This window comes from Rhodanobacter sp. AS-Z3 (assembly GCF_029224025.1).
In the GTDB taxonomy this organism is placed as follows: domain Bacteria; phylum Pseudomonadota; class Gammaproteobacteria; order Xanthomonadales; family Rhodanobacteraceae; genus Rhodanobacter.
The window spans coordinates 1,347,396-1,360,897 of record NZ_CP119392.1; the positions used below are offsets into that span (position 1 = coordinate 1,347,396).

Sequence of the window (13,502 nt, forward strand, 5' to 3'; positions counted from 1 at the left end):
CGCCGCAGCGAGTATGTTTATTGATAGCCGAGAATATCACGGCGCAGCAGGGGCTCGATCTGGCCACCGGTGGAGCCCAGACCCTTGAACACCATTTCGAACATGACCGCGTTGTCCCGACGGTTGAGTCCCGTGGCCGGTGTGGGCCCGTAGTAGGCCTGATTGACGTAGCTGCGACCGACCAGTCGCAGGGCGACACAGCAACTGTCATATTCCACGCCGGCCAGTGCATCGACGCTCTGGCGGTCCTTTACCGAATAAGTCCACGAACCCACCAGTCGCCAGCGCTCGGATACCGGATAGACCACGGATGCGTTGTATTGTTCCAGCAGTCCGATTCGGTAGCGGTAGGACAAGTTGAAGACGCCGTCCGTGCCGATCCGCCGCTGCAGCTCCAGCATGCCCATGTCGGTGCGGCGGGTGTTGGGACTCCACTGGTATGCGCTGGCGAGGCGCCAACGGTCGTTCAGGCGCACATCCAGCTGGGCCACATAGTCGGAGCGGGTCCAGTCAGTGGGTGGTACCACGCTGTTCTGACCGTAGGGCAGCTGCACCCGTTGCGGACTGAAATACTGGATCTGGCCGATGCTGGCCGACAAGCGCTCCACACCGCTCTCGTCGAGCAGGCGGGTGGTCACCGCCGCGGTGAGGTTGTTCGCATCCATCTGGCGGTCGGCACCGGAGAAGCGGTTCGGCGAGAACAGCTGCCAGTAGTCGAACGTCATTGCATTGGTGTTGAACAACGGCAGGTTGTTCTGATTGCGATATGGCACGTAGAGGTAATAGAGCCGAGGTTCCAGTGTTTGTGTGTAGCTGTTGCCAAACAACGAGGCCTTGCGGTCGAAAACCAGCCCGCTGTCCAGGCTGACGATGGGTAAGGAGCGGCTGGGCGAGGCATCGGTAAATGGCGTGGAAGTGCCGCCACCGAGCAGGCCGTAGTAACCGTAATCCTGACGACCGCTGCCAAGCTGGTATGACGTGTAACGCCAAGCCAGTTTGGGCCGCACGAACCAGGCGGCGCTGCCGAAATCGGCGGCAAGCCAGGGATAGATATCCTCGCGCTGACCTTCAACATAACCGGTCTTGCGAAACGCCGCCGCTTCGCTGTCCACCCCGGCCTCAAGCCAGTTCGACAGCGGTATATCCATGCTGAAATTCGCGTAAGGCAGTTGCCGGTATGGCAGGCCGCTGTCGGTGCTGAACGGATTCATGTTCTGGTAAATCGTGCCGCCCACCGAGGCGTTCCACCACTTTCCGGAACCCACCAACGCGACATTGGAACCGAGCGTGTAGATCGCGCTGTGCGTCAGGTTGTCGCCGAAGTCATACAGGTAGCTGCTGTCCGAGGCATGGTTGTATGAACTGACGAAACGCCAGCCCTGCCATAACTGGGTGGTGTCGGAGAACTGCACCAGGTAACGCGAGTCGCCCTTGGTGTCGGCCAGTCCATCGCTCACGCCATGGTCTTTCAGCACGTATTGCGCTTCCAGCTGACCGGCGCTGCGCGACGTCAGGTAACGAAACTCGCCGCCCAGCATGGGGCCGCGCTGGCTGTAATAGCGCGGGTCAAGCGTGGCGTCGTAGTTCGGTGCCAGGTTGAGATAGTAGGGCGTGCTGATCTCGTAGCCGGAACGGCCACTGTGACCCATGGTGGGATAGAGAAAGCCGCTCTTGCGCCGATCATCGATGGGAAAGCTGAAATACGGCAGATACAGGATGGGCACGTGGCCGATCCGCATGCTGGCGTCGCGCGCCACGCCGACACCGTTGACCTTGTCGATGGTGATCGACTTCGCGCGAACTTCCCACACGTGATGACCGACATCGCAGGTGGAATACGTGGCCTGCGTGTAGCGGGTGTGCTCTGCATCCAGCATCTGGCCCAGGTCCGCGGTACCGTTGCCGCGCGAATCGAGCATCTGGTAGCGCAAGTCATTGGCCGTGCCGTGGCTGTCGTTGGTATTGCCGCGCATGTGCGAGGCGGCCAGCAACTGGCTGGCGTCCTGATAGCGCACATTGCCGCGTGCGTCGTAGTCGGTGCTGTCGTTGTTGTAGTCGACGCGGTCGGCGCGCAGCAACTGATCGGCGCGTTCCAGCCGCACGTCGCCACTCAGTCGATAGACCGACCGGTTGGAGCTGTCGACATGCTGCGCCTGTATCTGGGTGGGGCTGCTGTCGCGCTGGCTGCTGTCGCGCATCAGCACCGGATCGTAGAACTCGAGCAGGGCGTTCGGGCGGCACATCGCGTAATTGACCGGACGCGGTGCGCAATGGAACGAGCCCAATGGGCAAGCCAGATCGGCCGCTGCGGAAGACGCACCCGCGGCGGGGCTTGGGCTGCTGTGAGCATCGGCCTGGCCACCGACCAGGGCGAGTGCAGCGGCGACCGCCAACAGGCGGCGTGGAGGTAACTTGCGCGTCACGGGGAATCTGCCGGCTTCGAAGGCTCGTTAAGCTAACAGAAAGCCCCCTCCGACGGCAGCAGATCGTTTGTGCTGGCAGGGCGGGATTCAGCCGAAGCAGGTGGGTGACCGCGCTGCGTGCCGCCGGTTCATTCCATCAAGGCGGTGACGTGCGCGCTGCTGCTGGTGGCCAGCGCAGCAAGGTCATAGCCACCTTCGAGGGTCGAAACCAGTCGCCCGTCAGCGTGGGCTTCAGCCAGCGCCACCAGCCGTTCGGTGATCCACGCGTAGTCTTCCTGGCCCAGTCGGAGGTCGGCCAGCGGATCGTTGCGATGGGCGTCGAAGCCGGCAGAAACCAGCACCAGTTGCGGCTTGAAGGCATGCAGCCGCGGCAGCAGTGTTCCATCCCACAACTCGCGAAACTCGTGCGAGCCAGCGCCGGGTGACAGCGTGGCGTTACAGATATTGCCGACACCACGCTCATCCTCGAAGCCACTGTCCGGGTATAGCGGGGACTGATGACTGGAGGCAAACAGCACGCGCGGTTCGCGCTCAAAGATGTCCTGGGTGCCATTGCCGTGATGAACGTCGAAATCGGCGATCGCCACGCGTTTCAGGCCATGCACGGCAAGCGCATGGGCAGCGGCCACAGCAACGTTGTTGAACAGGCAGAAGCCCATGGCACGTTCGCGTGTGGCGTGGTGGCCCGGCGGTCGTACCGCGCAGAACGCGCGCCGCGTGGCGCCGGCAAGCACCGCATCGACGGCGGCCACTACCGCGCCGGCAGCGCGCAACGCCGCTTCGGTTGATCCGCAACTCATCACGGTATCCGAGTCCAGCGCCAGCAGTTCGCCCGCGGGTGCGCCAGTCATCACCTCGGCGACATGGGCGGCGCTGTGCACGCGCAGCAACTGTTCGGCGGTCGCCTGCGGCGCCTCGATTCGGTCCAGCGTGGCGAAGCGGTCGTGATCCAGTGCCTGCAGCACCGCGCGCAGACGCGCGGGCCGCTCCACGTGCCCCGGGCCGGGGTCGTGATGCAGGCAGGCGGAGTGGGTATACAGCCGCAGCACGCGGCGGCTCAGGCTGACGGTTTCGGCTTGCGGCGACGTTCGTGCTGCCACAGCACTTCGCCGTGACCGCTGGCGCGAGCCAGCACGCGGGAGATCACGAACAGCAGGTCGGACAGGCGATTGAGATAGCGCTGCGGCTGGCCGCGAATATCTTCCAGTCGGGCCAGTGCGATCACTTCGCGCTCGGCACGGCGGCACACCGTGCGCGCCAGATGGCCGCAAGCGGCGGCCATGCCGCCACCGGGCAGGATGAATTCCTTCAGCGGCGGCAGCGGCTCGTTGAGTTCGTCCAGAATCGATTCCAGCCGGCTGATGTCGCTGTCTTCGACCATCGCCATGCCGGGGATGCACAACTCGCCACCCAGATCGAACAGGTCATGCTGCACCTGGGTCAGCGCCTCGCGTACCGCGTCGGTGACGCCGTCCGCAGCCAGCAGCATGCCGATCGTGCTGTTGAGCTCATCGACCGTGCCGTAGGCCGTTACCCGTTGCGAATCCTTGCCCACGCGCGAGCCGTCGCCGAGGCCGGTGCTGCCATCGTCGCCGGTGCGGGTGTAGATCTTCGAAAGTCGATTGCCCATGCCAGCAAGCTCAGTGACTCAGACCAGTACGATTTGACTGACGCAAGCTGCGCGCCAGCAGCACCACGCCGACGTGCAGCACGGCGCCGATGCCGACGTACAACGCGGTGGTCGACAGGAAGGGCAGGTACCAGTCACCGAGGTTGGCAAACCAGCTGCCCGTGGTGCGCGGCAGCGGAACGCTGCTGCTGAGCCAGTAGAAGCTGCCGTTGGAAACCAGGTAGCAGATCGTCTCGCTGACCAGCAGCGCTACGGCAGCCACGCCCAGCGTCGACAGGCTCAGTCCGCTCTGATGACGGGCCAGCCAACTGCCGCCCATCCACAGTGCGCCCATGTACGCCGGCAGGAACCAGTAGGCCGGCGACACGCAGTAGTGGCTCCAGAAATTCAGCCCGGCGCTGGTGATCACGAAGAAGTCGACCAGCACCGCGGTGGCGATCAGCAGCGGGAATGCCCAGCGTGCGGAGCCGCGCAACCAGAAGCCGGCGAGGAAGAACACGCCCCAGGATGCGTCGGGCAAAGCGCCGAAGTGATGCAGGCGGGTCGCTGCCATCACCAGGGCCAGCAGCAGGAAAATGCCGATGCGCTGGTTCTGCGTCTTGGCCATGGGGTACTCCGTGTGGGCAACTGGACAGGCCGCTAGTCTAGCCCAATGCCCTGCGCCGCAGACAGCTCCAGCAGGTATCATCGACGAATGGACGTCTCCGAAATTCCTGCCAGCAGCAAGTCCACGGTGCTGATTGTCGGTGGTGGTCTGGTTGGCGCCAGCCTGGCGATTGCGCTGGATGTGGCGGGTATTCCCGCCACCCTGGTCGAGTCCGCTGCGCCACGCACCGATGCCCAGCCCAGTTACGACGAGCGCAATCTGGCCTTGGCTGGCGCCACGGTCAACGGTCTGGAAGCCATCGGCGTATGGCGGCATGCAGCTGCCGGCGCCACGCCAATTCGCCACGTTCATGTCAGTCGCGCCGGTGAATTCGGCAGCGCGCGGATCACCGCGGGCAGTCAGGGCGTCGATGCGCTGGGCTGGACCCTGCCGGCGCGCGAGCTGGGTGCGGCGTTGCTGCGACGGCTGGACGAATGCACCCAGCTGACCCGGCTGGCACCGGCCACGCTGTCGGCGTTGCAGCCGCTGGCGCAGGGATGGCGTGCGCAGATCACCACCGCGGAAGGGGTGCGCCAGCTTGATACGCCCTTGCTGGTGGGCGCCGACGGCACGCATTCGTTCGTGCGCGCCCAGCTCGGCATCGCGGCCGATCATCATGATTATCGACAGAGCCTGTTTGTCTGCACGGTCACGCCCGAGCGCGAGCACGCCAATCGCGCGTACGAGCGCTTTTCCGACGAGGGCCCGATTGCGCTGCTGCCGCTGGCTGAGCGCCGTTGTGGTTTGGTGCTTACCGTGTCGGCCGATGAGGCGGCGGCGGTTGCGGCGCTGGATGACGCCGGGTTTCTCGAACTGGCGCAGCGCCGCTTCGGCTGGCGGCTGGGTCGTTTGTCACGGCCGGGCAAGCGTCATCCGTATGCGATTCATCGCGTCGCTGCTGCGCAACTTACGGCGCCGCGTGCGGTGCTGGTCGGCAATGCTGCGCAAACCGTGCATCCGATCGGGGCACAGGGTTTCAATCTGGGCCTGCGCGATGCGCTGACCTTGGCCGAACTGGTGGCCAGCGCCACTGACCCCGGCGATGCTGCGCTGCTTGCAGCGTATGCCGCGCGTCGAGCGCCAGATCGCGAAGGCACGATGGCGATGAGTCACGGCTTGGTCCGGCTCGCCTGCCTGCCACAACCGCTGCTGGCGCCGCTGCGCTCGCTGGCGCTGCTGGCCTGCGACCGCTTGCCGCCACTGCAACGTGCATTGGCCCGGCGTGGCATGGGTTTTCGTGGCGAGCCGCCTGCGGCGGTGCTGGAGCGCTTGCCATGAGCGCGCCTGCTCAGGAACAAGCTTCCCGCCGCCGTCCGCCTGCGCTGGACGTGGCGGTGGTTGGCGGCGGCATGGCTGGCGCCGCCACCGCGCTGGCGCTGGCGCATGCCGGCTTCGGTACGGCGCTGTTGGAGGCGCATGCACCCAAGCCATGGGACGCGCAGGCGGAAGTGGATTTGCGTGTGGTCGGGCTGGCACCGTCCTCGGTGGCACTGCTGGATGATTTGGGTGTCTGGACGTCCATTCGTGCAGCGCGCGTGGGTCCGTATGCACATATGCATGTGTGGGACGCGGAAAGCGGTGCGGCGATCGACTTCAATGCGGCCAGCGAAGGACGCGACCGGCTCGGCTACATCGTCGAGAACAGCTTGATTCAATCGGCGCTTTGGCGGGCGCTTGAGCCGGCAGGGGTGCGCGTGCTGTGTCCCGCCGAGGTGAGCGCATTCGAGGCGCGTGAGGATCGTATCCAGCTGCAGCTGTCTACCGGCGAGACGCTGGCAGCGGCCTTGCTGGTGGCCGCCGATGGGGCTTCATCGCCGCTGCGCCAGCAGGCAGGCATAGGTACTCGTGGTCGTGACTACGCACAGCGCGCGGTGGTGGCGCACGTGAGCACTGAGCGCGCGCATCAGGACACCGCGTGGCAGCGCTTCCTGCCCGGCGGTCCGCTGGCGTTGCTGCCATTGGCCGACGGGCGCAGCTCGATTGTCTGGTCGCTGCCCGAGGTCGAGGCGCAGCGGGTGCTGGCGCTCGATGAGCCGGCCTTCCTCGATGAGCTGGGCGTGGCCAGCGACTTTCGCTTGGGGCGGGTCGTTGCCAGCACGCCGCGTGCGGCGTTCCCGTTGAAGCTGCAGTTGGCCGAGCGTTACCAGGCCGACCGCATGGTGCTGTTGGGTGATGCCGCTCATACGGTGCATCCGCTGGCCGGGCAGGGCGTGAACCTCGGTCTGCGTGATGTGGTTGAACTACGCAATGTACTGAGTGAAGCGCGTGCGGCCGGCCGCGACATCGGTGCAGCCCATGTTCTGCGGCGTTATGCGCGCCGTCGGCGCAGCGCCGACACGCTGGATGCGATGAGCTTTGACGCCTTGGCGCGGATCTACGCCTTGCAGTCGCCAGCGCTGGTTGGCTTGCGTGGCGTGGGCGTGCGTTTGCTCGATCGCCTCGCGCCGCTGAAGCGCCGGTTGTCGGAACACGCTGCCGGTCTCTGAAATTCCGGCCTGCCCTTGCCCGGGGTGGTCGTCGTCACAACGCCACTGGAGAATGGATCATGCGCATTGCCCGATTCTGCTGTCTGCTGCTGCTTGCCGGTTCGAGTTTCGCCGTGCAGGCAAAAATGGTGCATCGTCCGGTCGAATGGACTCAGGACGGCACCCGTTTCCACAGCGTGCTGGTCTACGACGATGCCTCCACGGCGAAACGCCCGGGTCTGGTGATGGTGCCGAATTGGTACGGCATCAACGACGCGGCGGTGCAGAAGGCCGAGATGATCGCCGGCAAGGATTACGTGATCCTGCTCACCGACATGTATGGCGCCAACGTGCGCCCGCAGCAGGGCAATGCTGCACAGGCGCAGGCGGCGGTGAAGCCGCTGTATGGCAACCGCGCGCTGATGCGCAAGCGGATCAATCTGGCGCTGGACCAGTTGAAGGCGCAGGCAACCAGCGCACCGATTGACCTGAAGAAACTTGCAGCGATCGGTTTCTGCTTCGGCGGCTCGGCGGTGCTCGACCTGGCGCGCAGTGGCGCCGATGTCGCTGCCGTGGTGTCGTTCCACGGCGGACTGGATACCGACAACCCGGCGCTGGCGAAAAACATCAAGGCACGCGTGCTGGCGATGAACGGCGCCGACGACAAGGGCACCATGCCGGATGCAGACAAGTTCATGGACGAGATGCGCCTGAGCCCGGCAGACTGGCAGTTTGTGGTGATCGGCCACGCCGTGCACTGCTTCACCGAAGTCGGCGAGAACTCGCCCGGCTGCCGCTACGATGAACGCGCTGCAACGCGCAGCTACCGGCTGATGCACGACTGGCTGGGCGCGGCGTTCGGCGGCACGCCGTAGGGCGGGCACCGCCCGCGGGCTTTTCGATACGGTCACGCAAATGGAGATCGGCAGGCATTGCCCGCCCTGCGGCCGATTATCTAGGACCTTTCCGCCACGCGATGACTTTCAGTCCGTCGTGCCACGCTCGCGTACGGCTTCCACGGTGAGCGTGGCCAGTTGGCGCAGGCGCGAGCCGCCGGCATCGGCAAGCAATTCCTTCAAGCGCGCCCCGGCATCATCCTGGTCGAGGCTGTGGCGCTCGGCCAGCGACGCGGCGAGCGCGCGGCCCATCGAGTCGAAGATCAGCGCGTAGGCGAACGCATGCAGCACGCCGCCGCCCAGCGTCCCCAATCCGGGGAACGCCTTCAAGGCATTGCCGGCGACGGCCAGCACGATCGAGCTGCCGGTGCGCAGGGTGAGTTTCGCTTGTTGCACGAAGTCTTCGATCTGCACCTCGCTGACTTTCACGCCGTACAGTTCGGCCAGTGCGCGAGTGAGGCCGGTGGCGAGCACACCCTGGATGACCAGATCGCTGCCTGGTGCCACGGCGGCCATGGCGCCGACGATCGCGCGGCGTGCGTATTTGCGCACGATGCGTTCGGCTTGTTCGGCGCGGGTCTGCGCTTCGAGCGTGCCGGTGCGCTGATGCAGCCCGGCCAGCACGGCGTTTTCTCGCTGACTTTCCAGCCCTTCGGCACCGGCGGCGGTGAGCCGCCCCAGTGCTTGCAGCAACGCTGCGATAGCGGGTTTTCGCTGACGTTCCACCGACTCGGTGCTGCCGTCGGCGAGCTGGCGCTGGTAGCGCTCGCTGCCGCCGGCACTGACCGCCAACACCGTGCTGGCGATGCCACGCGCGTGTCCACGCAAACGATCCAGCAACTGCGTTTGTTCCGCATCGCTCCACTGGTCGACCTTGTTCAGCACCAGCAGCAGCGGTTTTCCGAAGTCGGCCAGCCAGCGCAGTTCATCGACCTGTTGGCGGCTGAGGTCACCGGCGCACAGATAGATCACTGCATGCGCGCGAAGTGCCTCTTCGCGCGCCAATGTTTCGTGTGCCTCACCGCCGGCTTCGCGGCTGCCGGGCACGTCGGCCAAAACCAGCGTGCGGCCATCGGCGAGCGTGCCGTCGTAGTGGCCGACGGCGCGGGTGGTGCCGCCACGGGCATCGCTGGCCACGGCTGCGTGCGGCGCCAGCGCGCGGATCAGGCTGGATTTGCCGGTGGAAATTTCGCCGAACAGGGCGACGTAGATGCGCGCACTGGCACGTCGCCGATCCAGCTCACCAAGCTCGCTATCCAGCGAACCGGTATTTGCTCCGTGGTCGCGCAACTGGCCGATGCGTTGTTCCAGGCTGCCGCGATCGGGCACCGGCAGCGGGCGGCGCTTGCGTCGCGGGCGCAGCAACCACCAAAGCACGCTCACACCGACCATGGCGAAGAGCAGCAGCACGCCGCCGAGCGTCCACTGCAGCCACGGCGGCAAGTCCAGGAAGCGCTGCGCCAGCGCCAGCGCGCGTTCAGCCGCGGCGAACAGCAGCCACAGCAGTGCGGCCAGAGCCATCGCAGTGAACAATAATCGCAGGCGTCGAGACATCTGCGCATTCTAGCCAGCTTGACCCGGCACGCCGTTCGTTGGCGTGTCGGCGGCAGCTGGGCGGGTTGCAGCTGCGGCCTTCGATTCGCGCTGGCCGGCTGGTTTTGGCACTATCGGCCGATCGGGCGATCAGACCCCGGCATCGTTGGTAGCAGATCATGGGCGCGCCAAGGGGAGTCATGAGAACGGGATCGAGCTTGCGTGCCTGGCTTGCCACGGTGGCATGGGCACTGCTGCTCATCGTTGCACCGACGGCGGCGTCGGCACGGCCGGCCATTTCCTCCGACGCGTCGGCCACCTCGTTGCCCACGCCCCAGTTCCGCCGCTACGGCGTTGCCAGTGGCCTGCCCAGTGGGCCGGTTTACTCGGTGGCGCAGGACAACAACGGCTTGATGTGGTTTGCCTCGGCGCGCGGCATCGTGCGTTACGACGGCGTGGACTTCAAGGTCTTCCGGCACGTTTCCGGCGATGCCAACTCGATGCCGGCCGATCCCATCTACGCGTTGTTTGTGTCGCGTGACAATCGGATCTGGGCCGGTGGCATTGCCAGTGGGTTGACCGTCTATGACCAGCGCACTGGACGTTTTCAGCGCTGGGAGCATGACGACGCGCGCGCAGAGAGCCTGGGCGGCAATGAGGTCTGGAGCATTGCGCAGACTGTCGATGGCGCAATGTGGGTCGCCACTCAGGCCGGACTGGATCGGATGCATCCGGACGGCAAGGGCTTTGAGCATGTGCCGCTGGACAACTCCGGCAACGCGCCCGCGTCGTTCGGCCCGGTGCGCGCGTTGCTGGCCGATGCCGACGGAAGTCTGTGGATCGGCACGGGCCATGGCGTGTACCGACGTTTGCCCAACGGTGTCATTCTGCCCGTAACGATTGATCCGGCGTTCGTCGGCAATGCAAACAAGGTCTGGAGCATTGATGGTGTTAGCGGTGATGTGCGGATTGCCGTTGATGGCGGTCTGCTGCAGGTGGGCCTGGATGGCGTGGCCCATCCGCTGGCAGGCCCGCAACTGGCAGACTTGCGCGTGCTCAGCAGTGCGCGCGACCGGCAGGGCCGGCTGTGGATTGGTGCATCCACCGGCTTGTTGCTGGGCAGTGGCAGTGGATCGTTCAAGCTGATTGCCGGGCAACCGTTGTTGCCCGGTGGTTTGCCAGACAGCAAGACCTGGCATGTGATGCTGGACCGCGAAGGCGGCCTGTGGACCACCTTCGAAGGTTCCAGCGTGGCCTACCTGCCGGCGCGCTGGGATGGTTTTGCACGGTATACCCACATTCCCGACGATCCTGAAAGCCTGTCTGCCTCCAAGGTTTCGGCTCTGACGATCGCCGGCGACGGCCAGTTGTGGGTGGCCGGTGACAGCGATTTTATCGACAAGCTTGATCTGAGTACCGGTACGGTGCGGCATCTGGTCAAGGGGGTGAAGAATCAGGCGGCGGCGCTGGCAGAAGATACGCGAGGGCGCTTGTGGCTCGCCGTGTCCGGTGGTTTGAAAATGTTTGAACACGGCAAGTTGATCGACGTCGACATAGCCAGGGCCGGCATGAGTCGACCGGTATTTCTCGAAGCCGGGCCGGCTGGACGCGTCTACGTGGCGTCGTGGGGCGAGGGTGTATTCCAGATCGATCCTGCCGATCTGGCCATTGCCAAAATTCCGTTTGAGACGTCGGTTGACGATGCACTGCTGCCTTCGCAGTTGACCGTTCACAAGGGGCAGCTCTGGTATTCCAGTGCGGCCGGCCTGCTGCACATGGACAAGGACGGCGCTGCGCTGGCATTCGTGCCCGGTGTGGCGCGGCACGAAGTACGCGCCTTTGCGTTTGACGCCTTCGGGTTCTGGGTCGCCACCGAAGGCAGTCTGGAACACTACGCTTACGCCGATGGCAAGGCCGTGCTCGATGCCCGCCGGGATATCAGCAAGCAGGATTTTGCCGCCAGCCTGCAGGCCTTGCTGGTCGACAGCCAGAACCATTTATGGATTTTCGCCAACCCGGGGTTGTTCGAGTTTGATCCATCGACGCATCAGTTCACCTCGTTCGGTCCGGGGCAGGGGCTGCTGGATGCCCAGTTCGTCAGCGCGGCGACCTCGCTGGCTGCCGATGGCACTGTCTTCGCGCCGAGCGAAAGTGGCGTGATTGCGTTTCGTCCCGATCGATTGGGCGCTTCGGATACGCAGAAATCGCCGCCACCCGTGAGCTTGACCGGCTTGCGCGTGCGGCGTGGCAAAGACATCGTTGGGTTGCCGCTGGATGGTCGCAAGGTAGTCCTGGGCTGGCGTGACCGCGACTTGCGCGTGGATGCGCGGGTGGCGTCTTACACCCATCCGGCCGCCAATCGCTACGGTTATTTGTTGCGTGGTTACGACAGTGGCTGGGTGACCGGCGACAGTCGTGGCGAACGCGATTTCGCAGGTTTGCCGGCGGGTGATTACGTGCTGGAAGTTTGCGGGGCGGCGGAGGATGGTCCGTGGGGCCATTTGGCCACGCCGGTAAGCATTCACGTTGAGGCACCACCGTGGATGCGCTGGTGGGCGTGGCTGGGTTACGCATTGCTGGTGCTTGCGGCAGCCAGTCTTACCCTGCGTAACTGGCGCCGCCGACTGGCGCAGCGCCATCACATGCAATTGGTTGAACAGCAGCGGCAGATGGCCGAGGCGGCGAGCGCGGCAAAAACCCAGTTCCTGGCCACCCTCAGCCACGAGATCCGCACGCCGATGACCGGCGTGATGGGCATGGCCGAACTGCTGTTGGGTACACCGCTGAATCCATTGCAGCACGACTACACCCAGGCCATGCGGCGCTCCGGCACGATGCTGCTGAAGCTGCTCAACGATGCGCTGGACCTGGCCCGGATCGAGGCGGGCAAACTGGAGCTGGAGCCATCGGCGTTTGATCCCCGGCAGTTGCTGGAGGATGTGGCCCAGCTTGAGCAGGGACTGGCGCACTCGCGCGGACTGCGCTTCGCACTGGAGGTCGCTGACGATCTGCCGCCACAATTGGCCGGCGATGCCCTGCGGATCAAACAGGTGCTGCTGAACCTGGCCAACAACGCACTGAAATTCACCGAGCAAGGCAGCGTGACCTTGCGAGCCTGCCGCATCGATGGCGGCCTGCAGTTCAGCATCATCGACACCGGTCCGGGCATTCCCGAGGCAAGCCAGGCGCGCTTGTTCCAGCGCTTCGAACAGGCCGAGGGTCCACAGCGTCAGGCTGGCAGCGGACTGGGCCTGGCGATCTGTCGTGAGCTGGTGGACATGATGGGTGGCAGCATCGAGCTGGAATCGCGGCTGGGTCACGGCAGCACCTTTCATGTGCGCCTGCCGCTGGTCGAACCCGCGGTGCCGGCACTGCTGCCATCCGAGGTGGTGCCTGCCGATCGTTGCTACCGCTTGCTGCTGGTGGAAGACGACACCATCGTGGCCGCGGTGATCCGTGGTCTGCTGGAGCGCGATCATCACCATGTGGTGCATGTGGTGAACGGGCTGGCGGCATTGGCCGAGCTGACCCAGTCAGCCTTCGATGCGCTGTTGCTGGATCTGGACCTGCCCGGTGTCGATGGCTTCCAGATTGCGCGTCTGATCCGCCAGCGCGAACATGCGGAGCAGCATTTGCCGATCATCGCCGTCACTGCGCGCTCAGGCAGCGACGACGAGGCGCTGGCGCGCGCTGCCGGCATGGACGGCTTCCTGCACAAACCACTGACCGGCGAGCAATTGGCGACGGCGCTGGGGCGGGTGATTGCGTCAGAGACACCGGCATCCGGCTGATCGCTGCTGTGCATGCTCGCGCGTATTGGTTGCTTTTGGCATGATGGTCAGCACGTGACAGGCTGGCCATGATTGCTTGGTTGGTGAGTCGGAGTTCGCAGGCACGGCGGCGCGGGCT

At 65.1% G+C, this 13,502-nt stretch carries 9 protein-coding genes; 4 read left to right on the plus strand and 5 right to left on the minus strand.

The annotated features are described in order from the left end of the window. Positions 1 to 17: 17 nt before the first annotated feature. The 4 genes from lptD to PY254_RS05730 all read right to left on the minus strand — a co-directional run bounded on the left by lptD (position 18) and on the right by PY254_RS05730 (position 4,660). Positions 18 to 2,423 carry an LPS-assembly protein LptD gene (gene lptD / locus PY254_RS05715; RefSeq protein ID WP_281014512.1) on the minus strand — a complete coding sequence of 802 codons (2,406 nt, stop codon included), beginning with the start codon at positions 2,421 to 2,423 and terminating at the stop codon, positions 18 to 20. 128 nt (positions 2,424 to 2,551) lie between these two features. Continuing rightward, positions 2,552 to 3,469 (minus strand): histone deacetylase family protein, encoded by a 918-nt coding sequence (locus PY254_RS05720; RefSeq protein ID WP_281015166.1) that lies wholly within the window; start codon positions 3,467 to 3,469, stop codon positions 2,552 to 2,554. 11 nt (positions 3,470 to 3,480) lie between these two features. Further along, positions 3,481 to 4,053, minus strand: coding sequence for a cob(I)yrinic acid a,c-diamide adenosyltransferase (locus tag PY254_RS05725; protein WP_281014513.1), 573 nt, complete (start codon positions 4,051 to 4,053; stop codon positions 3,481 to 3,483). Positions 4,054 to 4,063: 10 nt separating this feature from the next. After that, positions 4,064 to 4,660 (minus strand): hypothetical protein, encoded by a 597-nt coding sequence (locus tag PY254_RS05730; RefSeq protein ID WP_281014514.1) that lies wholly within the window; start codon positions 4,658 to 4,660, stop codon positions 4,064 to 4,066. 87 nt (positions 4,661 to 4,747) lie between these two features. On the opposite strand from PY254_RS05730, the gene ubiH reads away from it, so the two are divergent. Genes ubiH through PY254_RS05745 form a run of 3 tightly spaced genes read left to right on the plus strand, consistent with a single transcriptional unit; the run spans position 4,748 to position 8,039 of the window. Beyond that, a complete protein-coding gene (ubiH, locus tag PY254_RS05735) occupies positions 4,748 to 5,977 on the plus strand; it encodes a 2-octaprenyl-6-methoxyphenyl hydroxylase (protein WP_281014515.1) in 1,230 nt (409 codons plus the stop codon). Beyond that, a complete protein-coding gene (locus tag PY254_RS05740) occupies positions 5,974 to 7,185 on the plus strand; it encodes a UbiH/UbiF/VisC/COQ6 family ubiquinone biosynthesis hydroxylase (protein ID WP_281014516.1) in 1,212 nt (403 codons plus the stop codon). Before ubiH ends, PY254_RS05740 begins: the two co-directional genes overlap by 4 nt. 59 nt (positions 7,186 to 7,244) lie before the next feature. Then, positions 7,245 to 8,039 (plus strand): dienelactone hydrolase family protein, encoded by a 795-nt coding sequence (locus tag PY254_RS05745; protein WP_281014517.1) that lies wholly within the window; start codon positions 7,245 to 7,247, stop codon positions 8,037 to 8,039. 108 nt (positions 8,040 to 8,147) lie between these two features. Here PY254_RS05745 and PY254_RS05750 read toward each other — a convergent pair whose 3' ends face one another. Further along, entirely contained in the window at positions 8,148 to 9,614 is a 1,467-nt protein-coding gene (locus tag PY254_RS05750) for a GTPase (protein WP_281014518.1), read from the minus strand. Between the two features lie 197 nt (positions 9,615 to 9,811). On the opposite strand from PY254_RS05750, the gene PY254_RS05755 reads away from it, so the two are divergent. Next, positions 9,812 to 13,384 carry a hybrid sensor histidine kinase/response regulator gene (locus PY254_RS05755; RefSeq protein ID WP_281014519.1) on the plus strand — a complete coding sequence of 1,191 codons (3,573 nt, stop codon included), beginning with the start codon at positions 9,812 to 9,814 and terminating at the stop codon, positions 13,382 to 13,384. Positions 13,385 to 13,502 lie beyond the last annotated feature (118 nt).